The following is a 26,667-nucleotide window of genomic DNA, read 5'->3' as shown; positions in this document are numbered from 1 at the left end:
TGTAAAATACTGATTAAACGAATGAATTACTGAGATAAATATGAAAAATATTCAAAATAGCGTAGGTTTATTTAAATAATTTTAAATAAAAGTGATAAAGAGGTTACATAAACAAGTTACACAAACAGAGGCAAAAAATGGTAAGACCAAGTACGCGCTACGCAAAACTCCGTTATGATTGAATAAAAAATATATGCCTATACTTCGACAGCTCACATTAAAAAATTTCAAATACGCATACACCATTCTTTTTTGATAAAATTGGCAGCAAATAAAGATTAATGAGTTGCTATGTATAAACACGAATTTACCCTTGATAAGCCTTACTATCAGGAGTGCTTTGATGAGTCAGAAAAATTTGGTAAAGCTAACAAACCTAAATATGCGTTAGTCGGTTTTTTAACCCTGCTTGGTTTAGTGTCTATTTATGGTTTAGAGAATGGCTACCTGGGAAATTTCTTAATCATTTTGGCAGTTATTGAATGCATTTCATATTACTATCGTCGTCCTTGGTGGGTTGCCAGACAGATGATCAGCAGAGCGAGTGGCTCTAATGTAACTGTTGAAATTGACGAAGAAAAAATTAAGGCTGCCAACCCATACAAGTCATTTGTGTTTAATTGGCAAGACATCACAAAAGTTATAAAAACAGACAGAGGTCTACTTATCTATTCGCTTCGAGGTACACAATATTTATCTTTAAGTGCATTGAATGACGAAACGGTTGATTTTATCTTAGCGCAAAAAAAAAGCCACTAATGAATAGTGGCTTTAGTGACCAATTTTATGCAATTGGTATTTATTATTCGCTAAAAGCTGATCAGATGTTACCTGTTGCAGGACCAGACTTTTCAGCCTGAATTCGCATGTAAATCTCTTCACGGTGAACTGAAACATCTTTAGGTGCATTAACACCAATACGTACCTGGTTACCTTTAACACCTAGTACAGTTACAGTTACTTCATCACCAATCATTAGGGTTTCACCCACTCGACGAGTTAGTATTAGCATTCTATTGCTCCTGTTATTCCAAAAATTAGAAGATTCCGCGTCAATTTCATTTTAAAGAAAAGTATTAATAAAAGTAAGCAAAAAAACCAATTTACTCAATACTTTCCAATAAAAATGTGCTGTGCAATGCTCTAACAGCCAATTCTAGGTACTTTTGCGGCAGCAAAGCCGAAATTTTCATTTCGGATGTTGTCACTAAGTCAGCTCGAATATTCTCGTGAGACATTGCCGTATAAAACTGTGCGATAACTTCCACATGAGACTTCAGGCCAATGCCTATCACAGACACTTTGGCCACTTCCTTATCACACGCCAATTCAACAAAACCGAGACTTTCTTGCTGGTGTGTCAAAAGCTCAATAACTTGATGATGATCATTACTGTGCACAGTAAAAGCATAGTCTATTTTATCAAGTTGGTGGTCTAATTGGCTCAACATATCTACCGCAATGCCCGCATCAGCCAATACGGTGAGTAGGCTTGCAAAGATCTGTGGTTGATTTGGTAACTGCTTAAGCGTAATTAACACCTCATCTTTACTGGCAGCCACACCTGAAACTGGGGCTTTGTTCATATCTGGCTCCTCGTAAGTAATTAATGTCCCCTTTGAGTGGCAAAAGCTCGATAATACCCTAAGTGGTAAGCGATAGTGACCAGCAGCTTCAACCGAGCGTAAGTGTAAGACTTTCGCACCAAGGCTTGCCATCTCTAACATTTCATCAAAGGTAATTTGCTCTAGACGACGCGCATTCGGCTCAATACGAGGATCTGTGGTGTAAACACCATCTACGTCTGTGAATATCTGACATTCAGCCGCTTTCAAGGCACCCGCTAACTCAACCGCCGTAGTGTCTGTGCCACCACGGCCTAGCGTCGTGATATTACCTTCCCGATCTCGCCCCTGAAAACCCGCCACAATCACGATACGGTTATGTTCCATTTCTTGGTTTAAGCGGTCGGTACAGATAGACTCAATTCTTGCTTTACCAAACATGTTGTCAGTTTGAATACCAATTTGATCGGCAAGTAGGCTAATTGCAGGATGTCCGCGACGAATGATGGCCATAGCCAAAAGCGACGCAGTCACTTGTTCGCCAGTAGTCACTAAAACATCAAGTTCACGGCTGCTAGGACGGCTGTCAATTTCGTGTGCGAGAGAGATTAAACGATTGGTTTCACCAGACATTGCAGAGACAACTGCAACGACTTGATGACCCTGTTGTTGGGTTTTTATGATGATATCGGCGACAGCCTCGATACGCTCAATTGAGCCTACCGAAGTGCCACCAAATTTTTGAACAATTAATGCCACGAGTTACATCGCAATTATTGCGTCTTTTCGCTCACCCATGCATTAACGCTTTGCAGCGCAGCGTCAAGGTTTTCAGGCTGAGAACCACCTGCTTGAGCCATGTCTGGACGACCGCCACCTTTACCGCCAACTTGTGCTGCCATGTGATTGACTAGTTCGCCTGCTTTTACTTTGCCAACTAAATCTTTCGTCACACCTGCAATTAGACTTACTTTATCGCCATTCGCAACACCTAGCGCGATAACACCAGAACCCATCTTGTTCTTAAGATCATCAACCATGCCGCGTAGCGCTTTAGATTCAGTACCAGCAACATTAGCAACTAATAATTTCACGCCATTAACGTCAACGGCTGACTCAATTAATGACGCACCCGCTGCACTTGCAAGCTTGTCGTTAAGCTGAGTAACTTGCTTTTCAAGGCCTTTAGATTTCTCAATTAGGGCTGCAACTTTTTCAAGTACGTTACTTGCGTCACCTTTCACAAGCGCTGCAATCTCGCTTAGCTGTGCTTCTTGCTCAGACACATAGTTAACCGCATCTTCACCGGTTACCGCTTCGATACGACGAACGCCGGCTGCGATACCACCTTCAGACACAATCTTGAATAGACCGATGTCACCAGCGCGCGATACGTGAGTACCACCACACAATTCGATAGAGTAATCACCAATTGAAACAACGCGTACTTCATCATCGTACTTCTCACCGAATAGCGCCATCGCACCTTTTGCTTTCGCTTCGTCGATGTCCATTAATTCTGTTTGTAGTGCGAAGTTCTTACGGATCTCGGCGTTTACTAGGTCTTCTACTTCTCGAAGCTGTGCTTTAGTCACGCCTTCAAAGTGTGAGAAGTCAAAACGTAAACGATCTGGCATCACTAATGAGCCTTTCTGTGCAACATGCTCACCAACGACTTGACGTAATGCTTCGTGTACTAAGTGAGTTGCCGTGTGGTTCTTCTTAATACGTTCACGACGCTCAGCATCAATGTGTGCATCGGCCTTATCGTTTACACCAATGCGACCAACTACTTTACCGTGGTGTGCAAATGCATTGCCTAGTTTCGTGGTGTCAGTAACAACAAACTCGCCACCGGCCACTTTTAATGAACCAGTATCACCAACCTGACCACCTGACTCTGCGTAGAACGGTGTACGGTCTAGTACAACAATGCCTTCTTGACCGTCTTCTAGTACTTTAACGGCTTCACCTTGGTTGAATAGTTCAACCACAGTACCGCTGTAATGAGTTGCATCGTACCCTTTAAAGTCAGTCGACTTTTCAGACTTAAGTTGCTCATTGTAGTCAGCACCAAACTTACCCGCTTGCTGAGCTTTCTTACGCTGAACTTCCATACACTCTTGGAAGCCACGCTCATCGATTGTCATGAAACGCTCACGCGCAACATCAGCAGTTAAGTCAGCTGGGAAACCATAAGTGTCGTAAAGTTTGAATACTACGTCACCCGGGATCACATCACCTTTAAGGTCTGCAAGGTTTTCTTCAAGAATTGCCAAACCGCGGTCTAATGTTTTACCGAACTGCTCTTCTTCAATACGTAGCACTTTTTCGATAATTTCTTGTTGCTTAGCAAGCTCTGGATACGCTTCACCCATTTCTTGAACAAGTGCCGCAACAAGCTTAAAGAAGAATGCGCCTTCTGCGCCTAGCTTGTTACCGTGACGAACTGCACGACGAATAATACGACGCAGAACATAACCGCGACCTTCGTTTGAAGGCATCACGCCATCGGCCACTAAGAAAGCACATGAACGAATGTGATCGGCAACAACGCGAAGTGACTTATCTTCTAAGTCTTGCGCATTTGTCACAGAAGCTGCAGCTTTAATTAGGTTTTGGAATAAGTCGATTTCGTAGTTTGAGTGAACACCTTGCAAGATTGCAGCAATACGCTCAAGACCCATACCTGTGTCAACTGACTGCTTAGGTAGTGGCTCCATTGTGCCGTCAGCATGACGGTTGTATTGCATGAATACTAGGTTCCAGATTTCGATGAAACGGTCACCATCTTCTTCTGGAGAACCCGGAGGACCACCCCAAATGTGCTCACCATGATCATAGAAAATTTCAGAACATGGACCACAAGGGCCTGTATCACCCATAGACCAGAAGTTATCAGACGTATCAATTTTGATGATACGGTCTTCAGGCACGCCCACTTCTTTTGCCCAAATATCGAACGCTTCATCATCAGTGTGATAAACCGTTACCATCAACTTTTCTTTTGGTAACTGAACAACTTCTGTTAAGAACTGCCATGCAAACTTAATTGCATCTTGCTTAAAGTAATCACCAAAGCTGAAGTTACCAAGCATTTCAAAGAAAGTATGGTGACGTGCAGTGTAACCTACATTTTCAAGGTCATTGTGCTTACCACCAGCACGAACACAACGCTGTGAGCTCGTAGCTCGCGTGTAAGGGCGCTTTTCGCCACCTAAAAATACGTCTTTAAATTGCACCATACCCGCGTTAGTGAAAAGTAACGTCGCGTCGTTACCTGGCACTAGCGAACTTGAAGGGACAACTTGGTGTTGTTGTTTGGCAAAGAAGTCTAAAAACGCTTGCCTTAACTGTGCGGTAGTCATTTGCTGCATCTGATCAGTCACCTATTGTTGCTTGCATTGCAAAATTAATTTCTTCGTAGCCAAACCCTCGATACATCATATATCTGACTCGTTTGGCTTTTTCTTTATAATCGAGTTGTTTATCGCCTAAACCATATTTTCTTTGGTAGGTCTCTAGGGCTAATTCAAACCAATCTATTTCTTGTTCTTCAATTAGCGCCATTAGCTGGGCTCGATCAACCCCTTTATTTGTCGCTTCGGCCAAAACACGTTTTTGCCCTAAGCCTTTATTTATTTGCCTGCGTAAAAAGCTTTCGCAGTAGCGATGCTCATCAATATATCCTAATGACTCACACCAATTTAATAATTGCTCTATGAAGTCGTCATCCGCGTCTTTCATCTTAAGCTTTTGGGTCAATTCTTTACGTGAATACTCTTGTCGCCCCAACAACCACAGCACATAGTTTTTAAGCTTCTGCTTTTGCTGGTCATCCATTAAGCGTCAAATCGACCTGTATTAATTTCATTTGTTTGTGCTGGCTGCTTATCACTGCCGTTCGTACCAGTATCAACATCATCTTGCGAGAAAATAGCTTGATAAGCACAGAAAAAGCCAATGTACGCCACCGGCATAATGACAAGTAAAGGGACTAAACTCAATGGCATTGCCGCCAACATAAGTATGCCAATGACTAAACTAAATACCGTTAATGGCATCATATTCACTTGGAATACTTTTAGCGATTGGCCAAGTGCTTTAAAAATTCGATTTTCACCTTTAAAGAACACCAAAGGTAGTGCAAAAGCAAATGCCATTAAGTTAACAGCATGGGCTAATAAAAATACGCCAATATTACCGATAGACAAGGTATTAACTACTTCAGCTAATAATTGCTCATGATTATGGTTTTCTGCAGCTTGTTGCATCAAAGCAAAGGTATCTGAAAACAGGCTATCTGCTAATAATGTCAGTAAAATAATGGCGCCCATTTGATATAAACCAAGTCTAAATAAATTTAAACGACGACCTTTAATTGAAAACGGCTTAAGAATATCGGCAAGGCTAATTGTTTTACCTTGCTGCTTGCTTATGACGGCCAGATAAAAGCCTATGGTTAAAAACGGTGCCGTAAAAGCGGCAACAAGTTGAAGTGGCGGCATCACAAGCGGGATCAACGCAACGACAATCATGAAGATATACATGAACATAAAGGTCAAAGGCTGAGTTTTAAACACATTCCAACCTTGTTTCAACCACTGCACACCCGCAGAGGCACTAAATACTTTTATCTTTGACGACATAAAGACCTAAAACTAATCAAAACACTGAGATTATACCTATCAAAACGCAAAATGCGACCATCGCAGGTCGCATTGTTAACTCTACTAACAAAGTGAGTGTAAACGCTATTTCTTCTGAGGCACTTTTTCCATGTCTAGCATATGTGAGCCATGCTTTACTTTCGCTTCAAGATAATGGCGGTTACCGTCTTTAATGTGCGCGTGCGTGCCAACAACTTTTTCAACTTCAATACCTGCATCTTTTAAAGCATTTAATTTACGCGGATTATTTGTCATCAGCTTAACATGTTCTAAACCAAGCGCTTGAAGCATCAAAACCGCATCAGAAAAGTTACGTAAATCATCATCAAAACCCAAATGATTATTTGCTTCGTAGGTGTTCATACCTTGAGATTGAAGCACATAAGCATCAATTTTGTTGTACAAACCAATACCGCGACCTTCCTGGCGTAAATATAAAATGATACCACCTTGCTCATGCATGGTTTCGATACATTCATTTAACTGCTCACCACAGTCACAACGTGAGGAGTGAAAAACATCACCAGTTAAACACTCAGAGTGCATACGAATAAGCGGCACTTCATCTTTATCAGCTTGATTAAAAATTAGTGCTACATGCTCTTCACCGTCTTGTAGACCATGAAAAGATACAATTTCTGCAGGAATTTGACTGTGCTGTCCTACATTCAGCTTCACTCTCGCTCTTACTTCTGCCACGACTTTTGCGAACCTAATAAAATAAAAATGTGATACTATCACAAAAATGATAGTTTGAAATTCATGAGCCCATTAAAACTTAGTTAAAATACGCTCGTCGTACTTGGTAATATCCAATTCAACTTGATATTCACGCGCTAATGCATCCAATTCTGCTTGCCACATACTCAAGTCTTCCATGGTGATGGTGTTATCATCTAGTGTCCAAAGTTGCTTAGACCCAGAATAACTAAACTGCATTGCCAACATCGCATCAATATCGCCCTCTTTAGAGGCTTTTTTGATTGCCATCATTTTTCGAGTGATGCGATTAAGCGCTTGTTTCAGATCCCACACGTAAGCAACTTCATACATAAATGGGTGCGACTTAACCTTTTTTAAAGTCAAACCTATAACAATTGAAGTCACAACCACGCCCAGTAAATTCCAATGAAAGTGGCTACCATCTGCATCTGGGAACAATAAAATCAGCAACTGTGCTATTCCTAAACTGCCCACTGTGAGCGTGGCAATACAGGCAAAAATCACTTTATTCAGATGTTTTCTATAACGCGTTTTATCAATTTCTTGTAACTGCATATTACTTCCTCGGCAAACCTATACGTATTGTACTGTGGAACGGTTGATAAAAAAATTTAAAATTTTTTCACCCCTTTTTGAAAGCTGTGTCGTTTTAGGGATAAGCAAACAAAAAGAGGCGCTCATTATGATGATTTACACTCAGCCAACTCCAACTCAAACTTTAAGCAAAGCATCTGCGTCAATTGCAATAGGTGCGGTTGTCACCTTTGCGGCATTCGCTTTTATGGACTATTTGATCAGCAGCGATGAAAGAGCACCAGCAGAGGTTAAGCCGCCGATTGTTTTAGAAATAATGCAAGATAGACCAGACTCAGAGACAAAAATTAAAACGCGCCCTTTACCACCGCCACCACAGCCAAAAGCGCAACCGCCTAGGCCCCAGACCAATACACCGGCAGAGGTAACAGGGCCGCAGATTGGTATTGGCGGACCAGAAATCGAATTTGATAATACACCTGTGAATACCCAATTTGTGACACCAAAAGATAGTGGCGCAACGGCAATTGTTCGAGTCGATCCTAAGTATCCGGTTGAAGCAGCGCGTGAAGGTAAAGAGGGTTGGGTTGAACTGGCATTTTCAATTGATAAAGCTGGTAACGTCGTTGATGCACAAGTTATCAATGCAGAACCTAAACGTATTTTTAACCGAGAAGCATTAAGAGCATTAAAAAGTTGGAAGTATCGCCCAAAAGTAGAAAACGGTCAGGCTGTAGTGCAAACCGGTTTACAAGTTGTGTTAGAGTTTAAAATCCAACAATGAGACTAAATTATAAAGACAAGCGTTTAAATCATTGGGATTGGTTGGTTTTCTATAAAAAAGATTACCAACCAAAAGGGACAAATAATAGAGAGTGAGTGCCTATGCTGATTGCGTTAAAGACATGGTTACACAAGGTTTCCCCTAGTAGGGATCCGCTCGAAGCGTATCAACAGACTGGCGAAGACGTTTATATCGAAATCTTAATTAACACCTATAGCCAAGACCTATTTCACTTTCTAAAAGGTCAAAGTGACGGAGTGTTAGCACAAGATATTTGCCAAAAGACCTGGTTAACTGTAGTCGAAAAGCGACACTTATACCGCAATCAGCAAACGCCAAAAGCATGGCTATTCTCAATTGCTCGTAACGCCTTACTTGATGAATTCAAGAAACAAAATCGCCTTTGCTCACTTGACGAGCAATTCCACGAGGCTGCGGGCGAAGACAAAATAGAGAACAAAGAAGGCGCCATGTATGAGGCCATTATTGCACTGCCTTTCTTACAGCGTGAAGCACTGAGCTTGCAACTTGAGGGATTTAGTTTGCAAGAAATCGCCAAGATTACTAATAGTGAAACTGAAACCATTAAAACCAGACTGCGCTACGCCAAACAAACCTTGAAACAGCGTTTAGGAGACAACCATGGCAAATGATCATGATTTTGATAAAGCCCTCAAACAAGCTTATCAACGACAAAAACAGCAACATGGTTTATCTAAGCAAGACCTTGAACAAATAAAAGCAAAGTGCCGTCAACCAAAGCAAAATAAGTTTTGGCATCAAGCGCAATGGGCAATGGCGTGTGCGGGGTTATTATTTTTGGGTGCACTGTGGATACAACCCGAAAGCGAAGTTACACATTTATATGCGCTTGATTTAACGCAATACGACAATATTGAACACCACGGTAAAGAAAACGGTCAATATACGGTGCATATAACCCGTAAGCAAAAGCCACAGTATCCAGACGCTGTGCAAACAAAACACTCAGAGCTGCTTGCTCAAGCACGTTCATTCCATGGTCGGATAATCGAAAATAACAGCGAATTTTTGCTTATTGCGGACTGTAAAGAGAACACTTTATTTGAGATAGAAAAGTCACTGCTGAGTGACTTATCAAATCTCAACCTTGACGGGCAATTGCATCAAGGCGAACTGTTAGCGTTGACTAGCAATAAAAAAGGGCTGCTAGTTAACCTAACAACCCTAAATCAAAATCAGGGCATTTATAGCTGCCCTTAATCTACATTGCTTAAATCATGATCAGGCTTGCGACAAAGAAGCTGATCAATGCGAATAAGCCGCCCACCAAGGCATATGGTAGTTGCGTTTTAACATGTGTCAGTAAGTCACAGCCCGACGCCAGTGCAGACACCGCGCTGGTGTCTGAGATTGGTGAACAGTGATCACCAAAAATACCACCACTTAAGATCGCCCCTACGACCAAAGGTGCTGGTAAGCCTAAAGCTTGAATGAGCGGTACACCAATTGGGATAAGAATAGCAAATGTGCCCCAAGACGTCCCCGTCGTAAACGACATCACAGCACCAGTTAAAAACAGCACAGGAACAATCAAATAGATAGGTAAATAATCACCAACCAAAGAAGCAACAAATTGTCCTGTGCCTAAGTCTTTTAAGCTTGCCCCTAAGGTTAGTGACAATAGAACAATACTCACTAGCGGTAATAACTCGCCCATACCTTTAAAACCAATATCCACTAACTCATGATGAGTAAATTGCTTATGCGCAATTAGCTGCAAGTATGCAACCATAGAGGCTAACACTGTGGCATACAGCACCGATTTAGAACCGCTGCCACTGGCAAGCTCGCCGTTACCAGTCCAGAACATAAAGCCAACCATACTGACGATTAGCGTCAATAATGGCACTAACATAAAGCGCGCTTTACTGGCTGCTGGGCCCGCATCTATTTCTAAATTTTGTTTTTCTAGTTGTTGCTCGGCCTCTTTCATTGGACCATGCACTTTGTCAAACACTATGGTGTAAAGCACTATCAGCAGAGCAATAATGGCGTAAAAGTTAAAGGCCACAGAGCTCCAGAGAATACTCACCGCCGACTGTTCAAGCTCATAGTTGCTTAATAGCCCGAGTACATAAGCCCCCCAACCGTTTAGCAAGATAAGAATACATACTGGCGCGCTGGTACTGTCGATGATGTAGGCCAAACGGGCTCGACTCATTTTAAACTTATCGAACAAACCACGAGACACAATACCCGAGGTAAGCACACTCATATTTGATTCGATAAATACCGAAGTACCCGTAAACATGGTAAGTAATCCGACTTGCCGCTTACTTTTAGCAACACCAAGATTCATCAACTTATTCACTGTCGCCGCAACACCACCCGACTCGCGAATGTAAGCCAATAAAGCACCAATAACGATACTAAATATTAAAATTCGGCTATTTCCGGCTGATGTGGCCACTGAGATAACACGTTCAACACTGTTTATAAAAGTGAGTAAACCTGATTGCCCTTGCGTATATAGCAATAAAAATTCAGAACTTACTACGGCTAAAAGCAAAGCCATGATGACTTCTTTGCGCCAAAACACGACCAAGATGGCAATGAGCGGCGGCAAAATTGAATACCAAGACATAAATTTCCTTAAGTGCAGTCATTATTTTTTACAAATTACTGTAATCAGATGTAATTCGATAAGCACGATCAAACCTGTAAGCTTAAAGAGTAAAACTTGAAAAACCAAGCTTTTGCGTTTTAAGAAAAAACACTTATGTAACACTTTTACCAAAAATGGTACACTGTATCGAAAATAACAATAATAAACGTACTACCTTTTTTTGAGCAAAACCCTATAATAGGTACAACGTTATCTAAGAAGTAAACACCATGTCATCATTTTCGAAAATAAAAGCATTATTGCCTCAGCTTTCTGCTAGTGAAGCAAAGCTAGCGAATTTTGTGCTTGAAAACGCACAACAGATCAGAACCCTATCATCAATCGAACTTGCCCAAGCTGCAGGGGTGAGTCAATCAAGTGTGATCAAGTTTTCGCAAAAACTAGGCTATAAAGGATTCCCAACTTTTAAACTCGCCATCGTTGATGACTTAAATTTACAAAGCTTAAAACAGCTAAACACAAACGACCGTTTACCAACAACTAGCAATGATCCAATCACCGATTTAGCTGCACAGCTTATTCAGCATCAAAATACCGTGATGGAAGAAACGCTACAGCTTAATCAAAGCGAAGACTTTAATCAGGTCATTGCAAAAATCAAAAGTGCCCGCAAAATCTTAATCAGCGGTATTGGTAGCAGCAACCTTGTCGCCAATGACTTTGCTTTAAAGCTGCAAAAAATTGGCTTGCCTGCGTTGTCTCAAGTTGATGAGATCAGCGCTTCAGCCTATTTAGCAACCATGCATAAAGACGACCTGTTTATTGCAATTAGCACATCAGGTGACAGCAAAAGCGTAGTGACTTTAGCTGAGCAAGCTAAACAAAATGAATGTTGTGTGGTGTCTATTTCTAAATACGGCAATAACGCTCTAACAGAACAGGCTGACTTAACTTTATCAACGGCGTTTGAAAAAGAGCCAGTAGAACATGCAGGAATTCTCACTCGCACTGCCAGCACTTTAGTTACCGACATTTTATTCTTAGGATTAACCCAATCACATAGCCGTTGGCAAAAGCGTGCGTCTCTTGCCAACGAGAATATGCGAGCACTTCGTCACAGCTGAGTAAAAGTTAGGACGTTTATTCACTCTTAACGCTCATATATTAAATAAGGTTGGCGGCGCAGCTTAAAACCCTTAAGCTCAGGCTGCCAACTTTGCTCAATCTCAGTTAAAGACTGTCCTGAAAGTATCGCCTTTCTTAGCTTATCTGTACCGGCTAATTTGTCCATGAACTTTGGATGCTTAAAAAACCCTATATTCTGAGCCTTAAAAGCATTGTAAGCACCCACAAACCAGGCTAAGTCAAATCCTGTACTTTGGTAAGCTCTTAGGTCTTGACCATATACGATTGTATCTTTTAGTTTAGGATTTAGCGCAGCACCAGGCGTTGAGATTGGGGTAAATTGAAACTCTCCCAGCTTTACGTCATTGTGACCAAATACTTGAAATGGAAATTCGGTACCACGGCCAACAGACACAGGCGTTGCCTCAAAAAAACACAACGAGGGGTAAAGCGCAATAGATTGGCTATTCGGCAAATTTGGACTCGGCTTAATGGGCAAATCGAAAGGCTGTGATAAGTCGTAATCTGATACTGCAATCACAGTTAACTCAGGTTGCTTATTGGTAGTTAACCAGCCTTCTCCCACTATCATCTTTGCAAGCTCTCCCACTGTCATGCCATGCAATACTGGGATTGGGTGCATCCCCACAAATGATTGAAACTCGGGCTCTAAAACTGGCCCATCAATTAAGTTTATGTTCGGGTTAGGTCTATCTAGCACGATGACCTTTTTACCGGCTTCAGCGGCAGCCTCAAGAACATAATGCATGGTACTGATATAAGTGTAAAAGCGAACACCCACATCTTGAATATCAAAAATAATGACATCCACATCAGCTAAATCGGTTAACTTAGGCTTTTTCGATTTTCCGTATAAAGAAATAATCGGCAAACCCGTTTTGCTATCTAGTTGGTCATTGATCTTAGCACCAGCGTCCTGCTTTCCGCGAAAGCCATGCTCAGGAGAAAATACTTTTTTTACGTCAATTTGCTTCTCTAATAGCACATCAAGTAGATGCTGCCCTCTCATCTGAGCTGATTGATTCACAACTAAAGCAACGCGCTTGTCTTTTAATAATGGTAAATATGTTTGCACTTGCTCAGCACCGACTTCTAGTGCTTTTAATAAAGGACTAAATAACAAGATTAAAATCAATAATAGCTTGGCTTTCACAACAAAACCCTTTCAGACATAATGTACGCATCATACCAATTTGCGCTAAAAAACAATGAAAAAACCGACTATTACCATTCATTATTGTGTTTTGTGCCAGTGGCTCCTGCGGAGTGGATGGCTTGCCCAAGAATTACTCTCAACCTTTAGTGATGATTTACAACAAGTCGCCATCGCACCGGCTTCAAAAGGCGTGTTTGAAATTTACTATAACGACGAGTTAATTTGGTGTCGAAAGCTAGATGGCGGTTTTCCCGAGGCAAAAGAGCTAAAACGCCGTGTACGAGACAAACTCGATCCAAGTAGAGATTTAGGACATATAGATAAATAGCATTAGTTTAAGCTTCGCCGGCTAAGTCATCTTTCTATGTATTTGACTCATCACTGTGCCCAACTCGACCATATTACTAATGGCATCTATGGGCATAGGCTTGGCAAAGCAATAACCTTGTAGTTGAGAACAACCCGCATCGGCTAATCGTTTTGCTTGCCCGCAATACTCAACACCTTCAGCAACCGTATTTACCCCTAAGCTTTTCGCCATGTTGATGATCACCACTGCCAAATCATCATCTTCGCTTTCAAAATTAAGGTCATCGACAAACTTTTTATCAATTTTGAGAGTATTGAATTTCAGATGTTTAAGATAAGTAAGACTAGAATATCCTGTGCCAAAATCATCAATGGCAATACTAAACCCTTTGTCTTGAAGCACTTCTAGCGAATGCCTCATATCTTCTAAATTCGCTATCAGTGAAGTTTCAGTAATTTCTAATTCAATATTTTTAGGAGGGATTTGATACTTATCAAGTAAAAGCTCAAACTCACGTAAAAAGTCATTATCTAGTAGCTGCTCCGCTGTTAGATTAATACTGAGCTGCAAACTCACCGATGTGGTTATCCAGCGTACTAACGACGTCATGGCTTTTTCTAGTAATTGCAAAGTCACCTTATTCATCAAGCCGGCTTCTTCAGCAATATTTATAAACTCATGCGGGCCTTTTAACTTCTCTTGTGTTTTCCAACGCGCAAGCATTTCGAGCTTTTCTAAAGCAAAACTTTTTGCATTCACAATTGCCTGAAAATAAGGTTCAAATTGTCGATGCTTTAAGCCCTGGGCCAATTCTGCTTCACGCTCTATACGCTGTTCAACTTCTTTATCTAGCTGAGGATTATAAAATTGAAAATTACTCTTATTGATTTTTTTAGCTCTATACATAGCAGTATCGGCATGTTTCATGAGCATCTCAGAATTAATCCCATCATCAGGGTATACTGCAATCCCTGCACTCAGTGTTACATTAAGTTGTATCCCTTTTAATTCATACTCTCCACTGCAAGTTGATAACACTTTTTCAATAACTGTATGAATATGTGCTCGCGCTTTGATGCTATCAACTAAAATAACAAACTCATCTCCCCCCATTCGAGCAACGGTGTCACAGTTCCTCAACCCGCGGTTAAGACGATGCGCCACTTCTTGCAACAATTGATCTCCAGCATCGTGACCCAATGAATCATTAATATTTTTAAACTTATCTAAATCAATAAAGATCACCGCAAATGAGTGCTGATTTCTATCTGCTCGCTTACAAGCCTGAGCTAATCTATCTTGTAATAACAAACGATTAGGTAAACCCGTTAGCGCATCATGATGCGCCAAGTGATTCATTTTTTTGCTCATCATGCGTGATTCAGTGACATCTTGAAACACCATCACAGAGCCAATGATTTCTCCAGATTTACTATAAATGGGAGAAATCGAGTCCTGAATCGCAAACACCAACCCTAAATGGTTTTTTATACACGTTAATTCAGGCAATCCCATGGTTGTTCGTTGCCGCATACAGCTATCTGTAACACGTTCAATGGGCTCAAGGGTATCTTCATGAAATAGCGGCATAACTTCTGAAAAAGGCTTCCCCTTTACTTCTTTGGTTAGTTTAGCCAAAACAGCCTCAGCAACAGGATTCATATAAGTGATACGACTTTGCTTATCGGTACAAACAACTCCGTCACCAATTGAGCTCAACGTGACTTCTAATAACTCTTTTTCTTCTGATAAAGCCTGCGTTAGCATTAACTTATCAGAGATGTCTTGTAGTGAAATGATGGTTTGCGTGTGCTTATCTTGATCATCCACCACATCAGCAAACAAGCTTAAAGAAAGTGTTTGCTGCGATGGTGTTTTTAGTTTTATTTCGGGGATGTAGAAGTGAGCATGTCCTTGAGCAGCATGTTTAAGTAGTTTACTCGCACTATCTTCACGTAAAAAGTGACTTATATTCTGTCCTCGAACCTCTTCGAATACACAATTCATTGCTTCGAGAAAGCCCTTACTTGCATGAACAATTCGACCTTGCTCATCAATTGTTACTAGCATCACATGGCTATGTTCAAAACTATGTTGAAAACGCTCTGTTGCGAGTAACGCGTGCTGCAAGAATAAGCTCAAACAAACTAAAAATAGCAACTCAACACTTTCATTTAAACCTAACTGTGATGGGCGAATAACCGCCTCTACAACCAAAACGACGGTAAACAATCCGGCTAGAAAAAAGTTGAACATAACAAACTGTTTAGTCTTTAAAATCACTCTGCTAGCAATAAAAAACATCAGATTAATAAGAAAAAAACTATCAAGAGAAAACGGCACAATGACAAAAGTAGACAAGCTAAATAAAGCTACTAACAACAAGCTTCTATCCCAAACGTTATGAGTATTAAGCTCTTCACTAAATAATGAGTTTGAAATTAACAACAAAATGGCTGTGCTTTGAAATAACTGCCCCATCAAAGAGATATTGTCGTTTTCAGATATAATAGACACCACCCAGGAGAGCATGAAGCCAGTACCTATAAAGGCCAACAAACCGATACCGTAAACAAAAGCTTGATATTTTAACCCTGTGTTTCTTTCTTCGAATTTTTTGACTTCTAGAGCAAAATAAAACACCAAAGCAGTGGTAAGCACATGCCCCGCACTCGCTAAAATAAAATAAAGCGGTGTTGAAACCAGCCACAAACTAATAACCAATAAGGGCGTAAGCAATGAAAAGAAAAGGATGGGCTTGTTTTGCCAATAACGCTTTGCAATAAATAGAGCTGTAATGTCAGCCAACAACAAAAAGTTTGCAGAAAAAGATTCAGGACGCGTAGATGCCTCTCCAAAAAGAGCCGCACAATAAGTAACAAAAGCGTAGGCAATAAAACCGATGACATATGATATTGCCATGTTGTTGCGATGCATCCATTCTTCCCAAATCAACATTAACCAATCTTAAGTGTTTATGATGAAGCTCAAATTATCAAGGTAACAAAGCAACTATAATAAAAGCTTAAACCTAGCCTAGAAACTTCTGAATTTATTATCTATGCTCAATAAAAATATTCATAAGAGCGAAATAATGCTTAAAGCTGCTCAATCATCTGATGCTGTTGGAAATTTTATTCGGGTTGCCAATATCATTGCCAACCTAGATATCATTTTGACCGAAGCAAAAAACCTGTCACTCACAGCAAAAAATGCCCGCGTTGTTGCGCTTCGAGCGGGTGATTCAGCCTTTGGCTTTAAACCTATTACTAACTTTATTGACGAGTTTTCAGATCAAACAATTAAGACTACAGCTGAAATCAGCAAGCTTTCTAACCAGCTTTTTACCTTGGCGCTTGCGGTTGTACGCTGTAGTAATTTTATCAATCATATTCAAAAAGCAAAAAAAGCATCTGATAGCAAAACATTAGATAAACTACTTTCTGCAGGATGTGATGATTTAATTATTAAATCAAAAGATTTGGAGCGTGCCATCTTCAACTTAGAAAGTTATTTTGAAGACATACAAAAACAAATGCGCAGTGCCGAATACATTGCTGTTACGAGCCGTGTAGAAGCCTCAAATGCAGGGGATTTCAGTGAAAGCCTGCAAGGGGTATCAGACTTTATAGCCAGTGCTGCAAAAAGAATCAAAGCAGCAGTGACAGATAACCTCAGTGAAATTTCAAAATTAAGAGGAGTAATGCGTTGAAATCAACCGAGCTATACTCAAGTGCGAGTCACACATGGATAGTACTGGGGCGTGATGACAGTAAACCAGAAAAAATCATCGATACTAACCAATACCTAATTAAAAGCTCTCAAGAAGCCATCATTCTTGATCCCGGTGGTGTGGAGCTATTTTCCCCCATGCTAGCCAGCATTTTAAAGCACGTTGACCTAGAGCATGTGACTACGTTATTTGCGTCGCACCAAGATCCTGACATCATTTCTTCTCTGGGTCTTTGGGATAAAACCATTCCAAATGCCAAGCTGCATGCGCCTTGGCTCTGGGAGGGATTTATCCGCCATTTTGGAATGGAAAATATTGAATATGTGCCAATCAAAGATGAAGGTGGCGAAGTCAGAGTAGGCTCTGCAACGTTAAAATTTGTGCCAGCTCATTACTTGCATTCATCGGGTAACTTTAATGTTTACGACCCGCAAGCAAAAATACTGATGAGTGGTGATATTGGCGCGTCTCTAGAGCACGGTGAGGTGCCTATGTTTGTCGATGATTTTGCCGCACATGTTAAACATATGGAGTATTTCCACCGTCGTTGGATGCCCTCAAACAGAGCAAAAAGCAATTGGATTGCTCGCGTGAAAGAACTGGATATCGAGATGATGGCACCACAGCATGGTCGTATTTTCAAAGGTGAAGCTGTTCAAGAATTCTTAGAATGGTTCGCCAAGTTGGATGTGGGCATTGCTTCTTAGCAAAGAAGAAGCACTTCTCTTTGAACAATAAAAAACCCAAACATCAAGTTTGGGTTTTTTATTTAATTTATTTTGGACTAGTAAGCGCTTTAGTTACTTATCAGACCAAATTGCCAGCTCGTTACCACTAGGCTCTAAAAAGTGAAAACGTCGCCCACCGGGGAATGCAAAGATCTCTTGGCAAATCGTGCCACCGGCCTTTTGCACCTGCTCAAAGCTGCGTTCTAAGTTTTCACTATAAATCACCACCAGTGCACTCCCTGAGCTGACATTTGCCATTTTATCGGCTTGGTAAAAACCACCCTCGAGCCCTGAGCCACTAAAAGCAATGTATTCAGGACCATAAGGGGTGAAGTCCCAGCCGAACACGCGGTGAAAAAACGCTTCTGTACTGCCTAAATCTTTCGCAGCGAACTCAACGTAATTAATTGCATGATGTTTCATCTTTAAATTCCTTGTAAGTAACTAGAACTAGATTTAAATAATTATGCCAGAGAGCGTAGCAGTTTTTGGGTATTCTGGCGCATGGTTTTTGCCACCATAAAGTAGCCAATCAATGCCACAAAACTCGCTCCCACCAAAGGCCCTAACACCCAAATATACGGATGTAAGCGACCATCAACAGCAAATAGTTGTTGTTGAATAATCAACAAGGCAATATCACTTACTAACGCAGCAACAATACCTGCTATCGCACCCAATAGTAAAAACTCATAAAGTGTAGCAAGCTTAATCAGGCGACCTTTAGCGCCTAAAGTTCGTAAGATCACCACTTCTTGCATACGCTCTGCAAGACTTGCTTGCACTTGAGAGATAAGCACAAGCGCACCACTAAACAATACAATCATAAGTACAAAACCGATCGCTAATGACACTTGAGATATCATCGACTGCGCCTGCTTAATACGGTTTTTTATATCGATCATGCTTATTGTCGGATATTGCTGCAATAACTTACTAATACCTTTAGTGTGCTGTGCTTCAAGTTTAGCCGCACTGAAATAAGTGACCGGAATTTTACCCGCAAAGTTAGGGCTTAAGATCATCACAAAGTTTGGTTTTAAAGTGCCCCAGTCTACGGTTCTAAAACTGGTTACCGTGGCGGTAAACTTTTGCTCATTAATCAAAAACTCTATTTCGTCACCCAGTTTTAAATCAAGACGTTCTTTCCAACCATCAAACACAGACACTTCTAACCGCTCAGAGTCACTAAACCACTCCCCCTCTACGATTTCATTGCCTTCTGGCACTTCGTCTAACCAAGTTAAGTTGGGCTCACGATTCACCCCTTGGCGGGCATTTTCGTCTTCTTCTTCACCTTCTTGTTTTGATACGCGACGGGCAAATTCTTCACCATTGACGGCGTTTACACGCGCATTGAATACCGGAAAGAACGCTTCATGCGTGATTTGATTTTCGTCGAAATATTGTCTAATCGGGGAGATTTCATTCTCAGCAATGTTAATCAAAAACATGTTTGGCGCATCTTCTGGCACCTGCATCTGCCAATCTGAGATCATGTCGTTTTTCAGTACCACTAAAAACAACATCAACTTAATCGCAAGCGCAAAGGTGATCAACTGCACGGCATTGGTGTTAGCACGCTTTTGTAATGTGGCGATGGCCAAAGACCAGCTAGATCCTGGACGCAAGCCAAGTCTACGACCAGCAGCAAAAATTAAACGAGAAATACCAAACAGCACTGCAATGACCAGTAATGTAGAAGCAAACAACACTAAGGTTGTGATGATTTGACCACTGAACAGCCACATTAAAACGAAAATCGTCAAAATAGATACGCCAATATGTACCTTACTCAAAGCAAGGCTGTCGCCTAAATTACGGCGTAAAACACGTAATGGAGGAATATCAAATAAATCTAACAGCGGTTTAAGCGAGAACATCAAAGCACATACGACACCGATAAATACAGCTAATAACCAAGGCTTAGCCCCTGCTTCTGGCAATGTGGTATCCATAAAGTTTGCTAGATAATCCGCAGCGACACTTTGCAGAACTGAGCCAATAACCAGACCTATCACAATTGAAAATAATGTCACCAAAGACAAGTGAGTGAGAAAGATTTTTCTGACTGTAGCGCGACTGCCCCCTAGGGTTTTCATCATTGCCACAGGGTCGTATTGACGCTCACAATAACGTTTGGCTGAAACTGCCATAGCAACCGCTGCAAGCATGATCCCAAACAAACCAGCTAACAGCAAGAAGCGCTCGGCACGGGCAAGGTTTTCACCAAGTGGTGACTGTCTATCTTTGATCCCCTGCCAACTCTGGTTTGATTTCAATTGCGGTTTTAACCAAGCATAATAATCAGTGAGTGCTTGCTCAGGGCCTGCAAATAATAAGCGATGGAATACCCGACTGCCAGGCTGTACCGCTTGAGTTCGGCCAATATCCGCATAATTTAGTAATACGCGCTTATTACCAGCAAGTGAGAACAACGGTGCGTCAGGCTCACTCATCAGGACTTTCGCGACGATAAACTCGCCTGCACCAAGCTCGACAGTATCACCGACCTTTAAGCCCATGCTATAAAACAAACCTTCGCTTAACCACAAAGTGCCTGGCTCGGGCGCGCCACGAATCGGATAGCTTTGCCCTTCGAGATTATCTTTTAACTCGACTTGGCCTTTCAGCGGGTATGAACTAGATACCGCTTTTACTGAGCCAAGTACCAACTCATCGTTGGCAAACAACATAGAGTCGAAATACAACATTTTTGCAGTATCAAGGCCATACTCTTGAGCTGTGTCGAGGATCATAGGCTCAAATTCATGGTTGCTTGATAGTCGGCGATCAGCCGCTATAAAGTCTGCTGTTTTTTGCTCAATATTAAGACCAATACGCTCCGTTACCGACGCCAAGCTAAATACCGTGAGTACCGCCAGTGCAATCGCAGCAAAAATAATACTTAGTTCGCCGCGTCGAAATTCTCGTGAGAATAATTTAAACGCTAACTTAACCCACATTCGCCGCCACTCCTTCACGAATTTGCTCTAACATACCACCCTCGATGTGAATGATACGATCACACTGTTGAGCCAATTGCTCATCATGAGTGACTAAAATAAGCGTGGTGCCATTTTGCTTGTTTAAGTCAAACAACAAATTCTCAATAATATGCCCGTTCTTAGTATCTAAATTAGCCGAAGGCTCGTCCGCAAAAAGAATTTTTGGCGAACCAATAAATGCTCTGGCAATGGCGACACGTTGCTGTTCACCGCCTGATAGTTGTGATGGGTAATGGCCTAAACGATGCTCTAAACCTACTTTTTTCAGCAATTCAACGGCTTGCTCTTTCGCACTGTGATCGCCTGCAAGTTCAGCGGGCAGCATCACATTCTCAAGCGCCGTTAAGCTCTGTACTAGCATGAAAGATTGAAATACAAAGCCAACTTTCTCAGCGCGAATTCTTGCTCGCTGCTCTTCGTCGAGCTGGCTTAACGCTTCACCATCTAAGTGCACGTCACCACTGCTGGCGATATCAAGCCCCGCTAACAAGCTCAACAAGGTTGACTTACCCGATCCCGATGCACCAACAATCGCAACTGACTCACCGGGCTTGACAGCAAAATTGATATCACTAAGGATAGTAAGCTCACCTTCAAGGGTGTTGACGCGTTTGCTGAGTCCTTCGACTTTTATAATATTCAACTGAGAAAGTACCGACATGTTACGAGAATTCCTTAAGTTAGCTGTATTTCTTGCACTTTTACTAATTACTTCTACGAGTTTCGCAAAAGACAAGATCATGATCATAGGAGATAGCTTAAGCGCTGGCTACGGGCTTGAACAAGAGCAAGCTTGGGTTTATTTGTTACAAAATAAATATAAGCAAGAACAAAGTGATATCGAAATTATCAATACAGCCATAAGCGGACAAACCACAGATAATGCGTTGTTAAAAATCGATGCCTGGCTAAAAGCCCATAAGCCAACTCATGTACTGATAGAACTTGGTGGTAACGACGGAATTCGCGGCTTCCCAGTGAAGATTCTGAGCAAAAACCTCACGACTCTGGTTGAAAAAAGCCAAGCTGCAGGAGCTGAAGTCGCAGTAATGGCCATTCAAATTCCACCTAACTTAGGCCCAAGATACACAAAGATGTTCGCAGACACTTATGGCAAAGTGACAGAAGCGACAAACAGCTATTTAATGCCTTATTTTATGGTTGAAATCGCCACAGATAAATCACTGATGTTGCAAGATAATTTGCACCCTAACGCCGATGCTCAGCCACTCATTAGGGACTTTATGCAGCGTGAATTTAATACCTGGTTAGGCAAATAATTTCAGCCGATTTGATTGCTGCTTTACAGTGGCAGCAATCCCCCCGTACAACATTTTTTCTCCACTTTAAAACCAAATAGCACTACACAAAACCAATACTAAATCACTAGTTTTGATGTGTGTTTGATTTATTTCTCAGCATTTATCACTTTCTTAACCCACATCAAAAACCCAACACAAAAGCGGTGTTAATTTTCTCTCAGAAAAGTTTTTAAAAGTGGCGAACAATGACTCTGACACGGCCGTTTGTAGTTTTGATCTCGGTTTTATTTTTCAATACAGGTTTTGCCAAAGAGCCTATTTTACCGATCGCACAATCGCACGACTTAAATGCTGAAAAGGTTGCCCTGGGTAGAAAGTTATTTTTTGATAAACGCTTATCTAAAAACAATGAATTAAGCTGCGCAAGTTGTCACCAACTCACTCGCAACGGCGCTGATAATAAAGCATTTTCTGATGGTGTTAATGGGCAAAAAACCACAGCCAAAACCCCCACGGTTTATAATGCCGTCTTTAATATTCGCCAAACTTGGAGTGGGGCAAGAAAAGATCTTTTCGATCAAGTTGATGCACCCATAACAAATCCACGAGAGCACGGTACAACTTGGCCTGAAGTCGTGCACAAACTATCAAGTGATCTCGCATTGCAAGCCCAATTTAAAAAAGTCTATCAATCGCCAATTAATCAACAAAACATTCAACACGCCATTGCTTCATTTGAACAGTCTTTAATTACAACCAATGCACCTTTTGATCTTTGGCTAAAAGGTGACCCGAACGCTATCAATAACGAAGCCAAAAAAGGCTATCAGTTGTTCAAAGATTATGGCTGTATTAGTTGTCATCAAGGTAAAAATGTCGGTGGGAATATGTTTTCAAAAATAGGTCACTTCGGCGATTATTTTGCAGATCGGGGCGGTGTGATCAACGATGCGGATTTAGGTCGATTTATGGTGACCAATAATCCCTATGACAAACATGTATTTAAAGTGCCCAGTTTAAGGCTTAGTACTATACAAACACACTTCTTTCACGATGGCAGCCAAGACAACCTAGATGACGCCATTCGCATTATGGCCAAATACCAATTGGGTCGTTCGATACCCGCTCAAGATATTCAATCAATCAAAACGTTTTTATCAAGCCTTGTCGGCCAACATCCCGAGTTAACAAACACTTATGAAACAAAGTAGTTTTTTTACCAAGTTTATCAATCTGGCAATTTTTTTGATGCTCGTTTGGGTGGCATATGCATTTATCAATAACGCGCAAGATGATAATGCGCGGCATCAAGAGCGCGTACAGTTTTTATTTTCAAGCAACGCCATTGACGCGCAATTAAATCAATTTGCACTCAAAATTATCGCAGCAGACATGCCTGAATATGATGAATTAGTAACGCTCACAAAAAAGCTTGATGCTCTAAAAGCACGCATAGATTCTGCTGACTCGCCGTTTGCAGCGACCACCATTGATTTAGAAATTAAGCTAAAACTCTATTTTGAGCTGATTGATGAAAAGACACAGCAATTAGAGCACATCAAAACAGCGGCCTCACTCATGCGCAATACTTTGTTTTATTTGCCAAAACTAAATCATGAGTTACAACAAAAAGGCGATAAAGACGCCGTTATTGCCCAGCAATTATACGCCGATGTACTGTCGTACAATTTTTATGCTGATGAGAACAAGCTGCTTGAAATAAAGCAAAAATTACACATCTTAGGGCTCGACAAACAGAACCCATTAATACAAAACCTTAAACAACATTTGCAAGTGCAGCTTGCTCAACAACATGATTTAAAGCAACTTTATAACGCCTTTGTTGCAACCCCTAGCAAACCCGCTTTCAATACACTCAATAGTATCTATAACCAATACCATTTGCAGAACTTGCAAACGAGCAAAGAAAACCGCCAACTCACTTTGTTACTCAGCGCGGCACTTTTACTCACGCTAATTATTATTTATCGCCGTCTAAATCATGCTCGATTTAGTGCGTTTAGATCCAGTAAATTACTTAAAGAAGCGCTGGCTTCAATAGAAGAGGGCTTTGCGTTATTTGATAAAAACAACCAGCTCGTCCTTTCCAATAACAGCTGGTTTAGTCATCACGAGATTGATCCCAAGAAGGCACCTAAAACATTTGATCAGTGGCAAGATTTACAAACTAATCAGCTAATTAGCAAGATAGAAGAACATAACCAGAGGCTTCATTGTAGTTTAGCTGGCAAGTGGATCCGCACCACTCTAAATCAAGCACAAGACGGCGCAATGGCGTGCGTAAGTGTTGATGTCACCTCGTTTAAACACGCCGAAGCTACCTTAAAAAAATGGGGACATGCAATTGAGCAAAGCCCAGTGTCAATCGTTATCACAGATACCCGAGGCAAGATTGAATACGTGAATCCAAAGTTTGAGCGTATTACTGGCTATCAACTCAAAGAAGTGCAAGGCAAGACGCCAAGAGTCCTTCGCTCTGAAGCCACAACCACCGACTATCGCGCTCTGTGGCAAGAGCTTAAAGAAAAAGGTCAGTGGCGAGGAGAGTTTCATAACCAGAAAAAGAATGGGGAACACTACTGGGAACAAGCTCGCATTTCTGCGATTAAAGACGCGCAAGGCGAAGTGACCCATTACATCGCCGTGAAAGAAGACATCACAGAGCAAAAGCATGCCCATGCAAAATTAAAAACCGCAGCCGCCGTATTTAACGCCACGCAAGAAGGGATCATGACCACCAATGCAACCCTTGAAATTACGGCCATTAATCCAGCTTTTACTCGAATTACAGGGTACAGCGCCAGTGATGTACTTGGTAGAAAACCTTCTATATTAAGCTCGGGAAAACACGACCAAACATTTTACGAAAAAATGTGGCAAACCCTTAATGAGCAAGGGCAATGGGCCGCCGAGATTTGGAATAAACGCAAAGATGGTTCGCTTTATCCTGAGTGGCTATCAATTAGTGTGGTGCGAGATGAAGCGGGTAATGTGCAACAATACATTGCTGTCATATCTGATATTACAGAACGAAAAACCCAACAAGAAAAAATTCAATACCAAGCTTACTACGATGCTCTGACCGGCCTGCCAAATCGCAGTTTACTGCTTGAACGAATCTCTCAAAGCCTACTTTATAGTGAGCGTTATAAACAACTGAGTGCGCTATTATTTATAGACTTAGATCGGTTTAAACGAATCAATGACACTATGGGACATGAGGCTGGAGACGCGCTGCTCATCGAAGTGTCTGCGCGGTTAAGCCAAATCGTCAGAAAAAGCGATACCGTATCTCGTTTCGGTGGTGACGAGTTTGTGGTCTTACTCAATAACATATCTTCCATAGAGCATTGCACGAGCGTCGCGCAGAAGATCATTAAAGAGATGTCAAAGCCATTTATTATTCAAGGTTTTGAGGTTTTCTCGGGGGCCAGTATTGGCATAACTTTACTGCCTGAAGACGCCGACAATGCAAAAGAGCTTTTGAGACTGGCTGACTTGGCGATGTATAAGGCCAAAGAAAATGGCCGAAATCAATTTCACTATTTTGCCAAGAGCATGCAACAACAAGTGAACCGTCGAGTTGAACTTGAGCATAGACTAAGACACGCGATAAAAAATCAAGAGCTTTCACTTTATTATCAGCCGATTGTTAATACCCAAACCGCCTCACTGTATGGCGTTGAAGCCTTGATGCGCTGGCAGCAAAAAGACGGGAGTTTTATTTCCCCAACAGAGTTTATTCCTGTGGCAGAGGAAAGTGGCTTGATCAACGATATGGGCGAATGGCTTATTAAACAAGCATGTAGCGACATTCAAGCTCTCAATACAAATTGTGATTGCCAATGTGTGTTGTCGGTCAATGTGTCTAGCCAACAATATCGCCTTGGCTTTAATGCCGATAAGCTCAGCGGTATTTTGCAAGACACCGAATTTAATGCCAACTTCTTAAACTTAGAAATAACTGAAAGCATTTTGCTTGATAACGATCAGGCAGTGATGACTTGGCTGCAAGATTTGCGTGCCACTGGTGCACAATTGGCGATTGATGACTTCGGCACCGGTTACTCTTCTTTGAGTTACTTACGTCGTTTCCCCATTAATACCATTAAGATAGATCGCAGTTTTATTTCAGATCTTACCGCCAGTGAAGATTCTGCAGTGTTAGTCAAAGCCATAGTTTCAATGGCCGAAAGTTTAAATTTGAAGGTCATCGCTGAAGGGGTAGAAACTCAAGTGCAACTCAACAGTTTAAGTGATTTAGGCGGACAGTATGTACAGGGCTATTTTTACGCTCAGCCACTGCCTTTTGAAGATTTGCAAAGTTGGGTGTGTGAGCATATGTGTACTCACTGTGCAGGCACTAAAACTGCCTATATGCAGACTGATTTCGAAATATAACACTTGCCTTATAGAGCG

At 41.4% G+C, this 26,667-nt stretch carries 24 protein-coding genes; 11 read left to right on the top strand and 13 right to left on the bottom strand.

The window, feature by feature from the left end; genetic code table 11:
* Window positions 1-291 precede the first annotated feature (291 nt).
* Complete coding sequence (locus ACH784_RS20055) at window positions 292-759, top strand: YcxB family protein (protein ID WP_404395421.1); 468 nt, start codon at window positions 292-294, stop codon at window positions 757-759.
* Window positions 760-820: 61 nt separating this feature from the next.
* Here ACH784_RS20055 and csrA read toward each other — a convergent pair whose 3' ends face one another.
* The 7 genes from csrA to ACH784_RS20020 form a co-directional block, all read right to left on the bottom strand.
* Window positions 821-1,012: a carbon storage regulator CsrA gene (gene csrA, locus ACH784_RS20050; protein WP_058031817.1), complete on the bottom strand. Its 192-nt coding sequence runs from the start codon at window positions 1,010-1,012 to the stop codon at window positions 821-823.
* A gap of 91 nt (window positions 1,013-1,103) precedes the next feature.
* On the bottom strand, window positions 1,104-2,324 hold the full coding sequence (locus ACH784_RS20045; RefSeq protein WP_404395419.1) for an aspartate kinase: 1,221 nt from the start codon (window positions 2,322-2,324) through the stop codon (window positions 1,104-1,106).
* 14 nt (window positions 2,325-2,338) lie between these two features.
* The gene (gene alaS / locus ACH784_RS20040; RefSeq protein ID WP_404395417.1) at window positions 2,339-4,942 is read right to left on the bottom strand and encodes an alanine--tRNA ligase; all 2,604 of its coding nucleotides are present in this window, start codon (window positions 4,940-4,942) and stop codon (window positions 2,339-2,341) included.
* A 4-nt stretch (window positions 4,943-4,946) separates the two neighbouring features.
* Window positions 4,947-5,408, bottom strand: a complete 462-nt coding sequence (locus tag ACH784_RS20035; protein ID WP_404395415.1) for a regulatory protein RecX — start codon at window positions 5,406-5,408, stop codon at window positions 4,947-4,949.
* The gene (locus ACH784_RS20030) at window positions 5,408-6,214 is read right to left on the bottom strand and encodes a BPSS1780 family membrane protein (RefSeq protein ID WP_404395413.1); all 807 of its coding nucleotides are present in this window, start codon (window positions 6,212-6,214) and stop codon (window positions 5,408-5,410) included. Before ACH784_RS20030 ends, ACH784_RS20035 begins: the two co-directional genes overlap by 1 nt.
* 105 nt (window positions 6,215-6,319) lie before the next feature.
* Window positions 6,320-6,934 carry a GTP cyclohydrolase II gene (gene ribA, locus ACH784_RS20025; RefSeq protein WP_404395412.1) on the bottom strand — a complete coding sequence of 205 codons (615 nt, stop codon included), beginning with the start codon at window positions 6,932-6,934 and terminating at the stop codon, window positions 6,320-6,322.
* A gap of 72 nt (window positions 6,935-7,006) precedes the next feature.
* Window positions 7,007-7,513, bottom strand: coding sequence for a DUF3087 domain-containing protein (locus tag ACH784_RS20020; protein ID WP_404395411.1), 507 nt, complete (start codon window positions 7,511-7,513; stop codon window positions 7,007-7,009).
* Between the two features lie 127 nt (window positions 7,514-7,640).
* On the opposite strand from ACH784_RS20020, the gene ACH784_RS20015 reads away from it, so the two are divergent.
* The 3 genes from ACH784_RS20015 to ACH784_RS20005 all read left to right on the top strand — a co-directional run bounded on the left by ACH784_RS20015 (window position 7,641) and on the right by ACH784_RS20005 (window position 9,518).
* On the top strand, window positions 7,641-8,276 hold the full coding sequence (locus tag ACH784_RS20015; RefSeq protein ID WP_404395410.1) for an energy transducer TonB: 636 nt from the start codon (window positions 7,641-7,643) through the stop codon (window positions 8,274-8,276).
* 101 nt (window positions 8,277-8,377) lie between these two features.
* Complete coding sequence (locus ACH784_RS20010; RefSeq protein ID WP_404395409.1) at window positions 8,378-8,929, top strand: RNA polymerase sigma factor; 552 nt, start codon at window positions 8,378-8,380, stop codon at window positions 8,927-8,929.
* Window positions 8,919-9,518 carry a hypothetical protein gene (locus ACH784_RS20005; protein ID WP_404395408.1) on the top strand — a complete coding sequence of 200 codons (600 nt, stop codon included), beginning with the start codon at window positions 8,919-8,921 and terminating at the stop codon, window positions 9,516-9,518. Before ACH784_RS20010 ends, ACH784_RS20005 begins: the two co-directional genes overlap by 11 nt.
* 10 nt (window positions 9,519-9,528) lie before the next feature.
* Here ACH784_RS20005 and ACH784_RS20000 read toward each other — a convergent pair whose 3' ends face one another.
* Entirely contained in the window at window positions 9,529-10,902 is a 1,374-nt protein-coding gene (locus ACH784_RS20000; RefSeq protein ID WP_404395407.1) for a Na+/H+ antiporter NhaC family protein, read from the bottom strand.
* A 251-nt stretch (window positions 10,903-11,153) separates the two neighbouring features.
* Here ACH784_RS20000 and ACH784_RS19995 point away from each other — a divergent pair, with 251 nt between their 5' ends.
* Window positions 11,154-12,008 (top strand): MurR/RpiR family transcriptional regulator, encoded by an 855-nt coding sequence (locus tag ACH784_RS19995; protein WP_404395405.1) that lies wholly within the window; start codon window positions 11,154-11,156, stop codon window positions 12,006-12,008.
* Window positions 12,009-12,034: 26 nt separating this feature from the next.
* Here the strand turns inward: ACH784_RS19995 and ACH784_RS19990 are convergent, their stop codons facing one another.
* A complete protein-coding gene (locus tag ACH784_RS19990) occupies window positions 12,035-13,183 on the bottom strand; it encodes an exo-beta-N-acetylmuramidase NamZ domain-containing protein (RefSeq protein ID WP_404395403.1) in 1,149 nt (382 codons plus the stop codon).
* Window positions 13,184-13,238: 55 nt separating this feature from the next.
* On the opposite strand from ACH784_RS19990, the gene ACH784_RS19985 reads away from it, so the two are divergent.
* Entirely contained in the window at window positions 13,239-13,514 is a 276-nt protein-coding gene (locus tag ACH784_RS19985; RefSeq protein WP_404395401.1) for a SelT/SelW/SelH family protein, read from the top strand.
* Between the two features lie 21 nt (window positions 13,515-13,535).
* Here ACH784_RS19985 and ACH784_RS19980 read toward each other — a convergent pair whose 3' ends face one another.
* Window positions 13,536-16,454 carry an EAL domain-containing protein gene (locus ACH784_RS19980; RefSeq protein WP_404395399.1) on the bottom strand — a complete coding sequence of 973 codons (2,919 nt, stop codon included), beginning with the start codon at window positions 16,452-16,454 and terminating at the stop codon, window positions 13,536-13,538.
* A gap of 136 nt (window positions 16,455-16,590) precedes the next feature.
* Between ACH784_RS19980 and ACH784_RS19975 the strand changes: the two genes are divergently transcribed.
* On the top strand, window positions 16,591-17,208 hold the full coding sequence (locus tag ACH784_RS19975; protein ID WP_404395397.1) for a chemotaxis protein: 618 nt from the start codon (window positions 16,591-16,593) through the stop codon (window positions 17,206-17,208).
* Window positions 17,205-17,936 (top strand): MBL fold metallo-hydrolase, encoded by a 732-nt coding sequence (locus tag ACH784_RS19970; protein ID WP_404395395.1) that lies wholly within the window; start codon window positions 17,205-17,207, stop codon window positions 17,934-17,936. Before ACH784_RS19975 ends, ACH784_RS19970 begins: the two co-directional genes overlap by 4 nt.
* Window positions 17,937-18,029: 93 nt before the next feature.
* On the opposite strand, the gene ACH784_RS19965 is transcribed toward ACH784_RS19970, so the two are convergent.
* The 3 genes from ACH784_RS19965 to ACH784_RS19955 are packed head-to-tail and all read right to left on the bottom strand — an operon-like array spanning window position 18,030 to window position 21,626.
* The gene (locus ACH784_RS19965) at window positions 18,030-18,380 is read right to left on the bottom strand and encodes a VOC family protein (RefSeq protein ID WP_404395393.1); all 351 of its coding nucleotides are present in this window, start codon (window positions 18,378-18,380) and stop codon (window positions 18,030-18,032) included.
* A 41-nt stretch (window positions 18,381-18,421) separates the two neighbouring features.
* Window positions 18,422-20,923, bottom strand: a complete 2,502-nt coding sequence (locus ACH784_RS19960; RefSeq protein ID WP_404395391.1) for an ABC transporter permease — start codon at window positions 20,921-20,923, stop codon at window positions 18,422-18,424.
* A complete protein-coding gene (locus ACH784_RS19955; protein ID WP_404395390.1) occupies window positions 20,913-21,626 on the bottom strand; it encodes an ABC transporter ATP-binding protein in 714 nt (237 codons plus the stop codon). Before ACH784_RS19955 ends, ACH784_RS19960 begins: the two co-directional genes overlap by 11 nt.
* On the opposite strand from ACH784_RS19955, the gene ACH784_RS19950 reads away from it, so the two are divergent.
* From ACH784_RS19950 to ACH784_RS19940, 3 genes are all read left to right on the top strand, one after another.
* Window positions 21,625-22,245 (top strand): arylesterase, encoded by a 621-nt coding sequence (locus ACH784_RS19950; RefSeq protein ID WP_404395388.1) that lies wholly within the window; start codon window positions 21,625-21,627, stop codon window positions 22,243-22,245. The two genes, ACH784_RS19955 and ACH784_RS19950, sit on opposite strands and share 2 nt — an antisense overlap.
* A gap of 227 nt (window positions 22,246-22,472) precedes the next feature.
* Complete coding sequence (locus tag ACH784_RS19945; RefSeq protein WP_404395386.1) at window positions 22,473-23,438, top strand: cytochrome-c peroxidase; 966 nt, start codon at window positions 22,473-22,475, stop codon at window positions 23,436-23,438.
* Window positions 23,425-26,649, top strand: coding sequence for an EAL domain-containing protein (locus ACH784_RS19940; protein WP_404395384.1), 3,225 nt, complete (start codon window positions 23,425-23,427; stop codon window positions 26,647-26,649). Before ACH784_RS19945 ends, ACH784_RS19940 begins: the two co-directional genes overlap by 14 nt.
* Window positions 26,650-26,667: the final 18 nt, after the last annotated feature.

Source organism: Pseudoalteromonas phenolica (genome assembly GCF_044788725.1).
In the GTDB taxonomy this organism is placed as follows: Bacteria; Pseudomonadota; Gammaproteobacteria; order Enterobacterales; family Alteromonadaceae; genus Pseudoalteromonas; species Pseudoalteromonas phenolica_C.
This window is presented reverse-complemented; position numbering and strand designations above follow the sequence as displayed.

Bases quoted from the DNA above. Each gene is read 5' to 3' on its own strand.
- ACH784_RS19950 (WP_404395388.1), top strand. From the start codon at position 21,625: ATGTTACGAGAATTCCTTAAGTTAGCTGTATTTCTTGCACTTTTACTA.
- ACH784_RS20015 (WP_404395410.1), top strand. From the start codon at position 7,641: ATGATGATTTACACTCAGCCAACTCCAACTCAAACTTTAAGCAAAGCA.
- alaS (WP_404395417.1), bottom strand. From the start codon at position 4,942: ATGCAGCAAATGACTACCGCACAGTTAAGGCAAGCGTTTTTAGACTTC.
- ACH784_RS19940 (WP_404395384.1), top strand. From the start codon at position 23,425: ATGAAACAAAGTAGTTTTTTTACCAAGTTTATCAATCTGGCAATTTTT.
- ACH784_RS20035 (WP_404395415.1), bottom strand. From the start codon at position 5,408: ATGGATGACCAGCAAAAGCAGAAGCTTAAAAACTATGTGCTGTGGTTG.
- ACH784_RS19960 (WP_404395391.1), bottom strand. From the start codon at position 20,923: ATGTGGGTTAAGTTAGCGTTTAAATTATTCTCACGAGAATTTCGACGC.
- ACH784_RS19985 (WP_404395401.1), top strand. From the start codon at position 13,239: ATGAAAAAACCGACTATTACCATTCATTATTGTGTTTTGTGCCAGTGG.
- ACH784_RS19945 (WP_404395386.1), top strand. From the start codon at position 22,473: ATGACTCTGACACGGCCGTTTGTAGTTTTGATCTCGGTTTTATTTTTC.
- ACH784_RS19975 (WP_404395397.1), top strand. From the start codon at position 16,591: ATGCTTAAAGCTGCTCAATCATCTGATGCTGTTGGAAATTTTATTCGG.
- ACH784_RS20010 (WP_404395409.1), top strand. From the start codon at position 8,378: ATGCTGATTGCGTTAAAGACATGGTTACACAAGGTTTCCCCTAGTAGG.
- ACH784_RS20055 (WP_404395421.1), top strand. From the start codon at position 292: ATGTATAAACACGAATTTACCCTTGATAAGCCTTACTATCAGGAGTGC.
- ACH784_RS20005 (WP_404395408.1), top strand. From the start codon at position 8,919: ATGGCAAATGATCATGATTTTGATAAAGCCCTCAAACAAGCTTATCAA.
- csrA (WP_058031817.1), bottom strand. From the start codon at position 1,012: ATGCTAATACTAACTCGTCGAGTGGGTGAAACCCTAATGATTGGTGAT.
- ACH784_RS20030 (WP_404395413.1), bottom strand. From the start codon at position 6,214: ATGTCGTCAAAGATAAAAGTATTTAGTGCCTCTGCGGGTGTGCAGTGG.
- ACH784_RS19995 (WP_404395405.1), top strand. From the start codon at position 11,154: ATGTCATCATTTTCGAAAATAAAAGCATTATTGCCTCAGCTTTCTGCT.
- ACH784_RS19965 (WP_404395393.1), bottom strand. From the start codon at position 18,380: ATGAAACATCATGCAATTAATTACGTTGAGTTCGCTGCGAAAGATTTA.
- ACH784_RS20020 (WP_404395411.1), bottom strand. From the start codon at position 7,513: ATGCAGTTACAAGAAATTGATAAAACGCGTTATAGAAAACATCTGAAT.
- ACH784_RS19980 (WP_404395399.1), bottom strand. From the start codon at position 16,454: ATGTTGATTTGGGAAGAATGGATGCATCGCAACAACATGGCAATATCA.
- ACH784_RS20000 (WP_404395407.1), bottom strand. From the start codon at position 10,902: ATGTCTTGGTATTCAATTTTGCCGCCGCTCATTGCCATCTTGGTCGTG.
- ACH784_RS19955 (WP_404395390.1), bottom strand. From the start codon at position 21,626: ATGTCGGTACTTTCTCAGTTGAATATTATAAAAGTCGAAGGACTCAGC.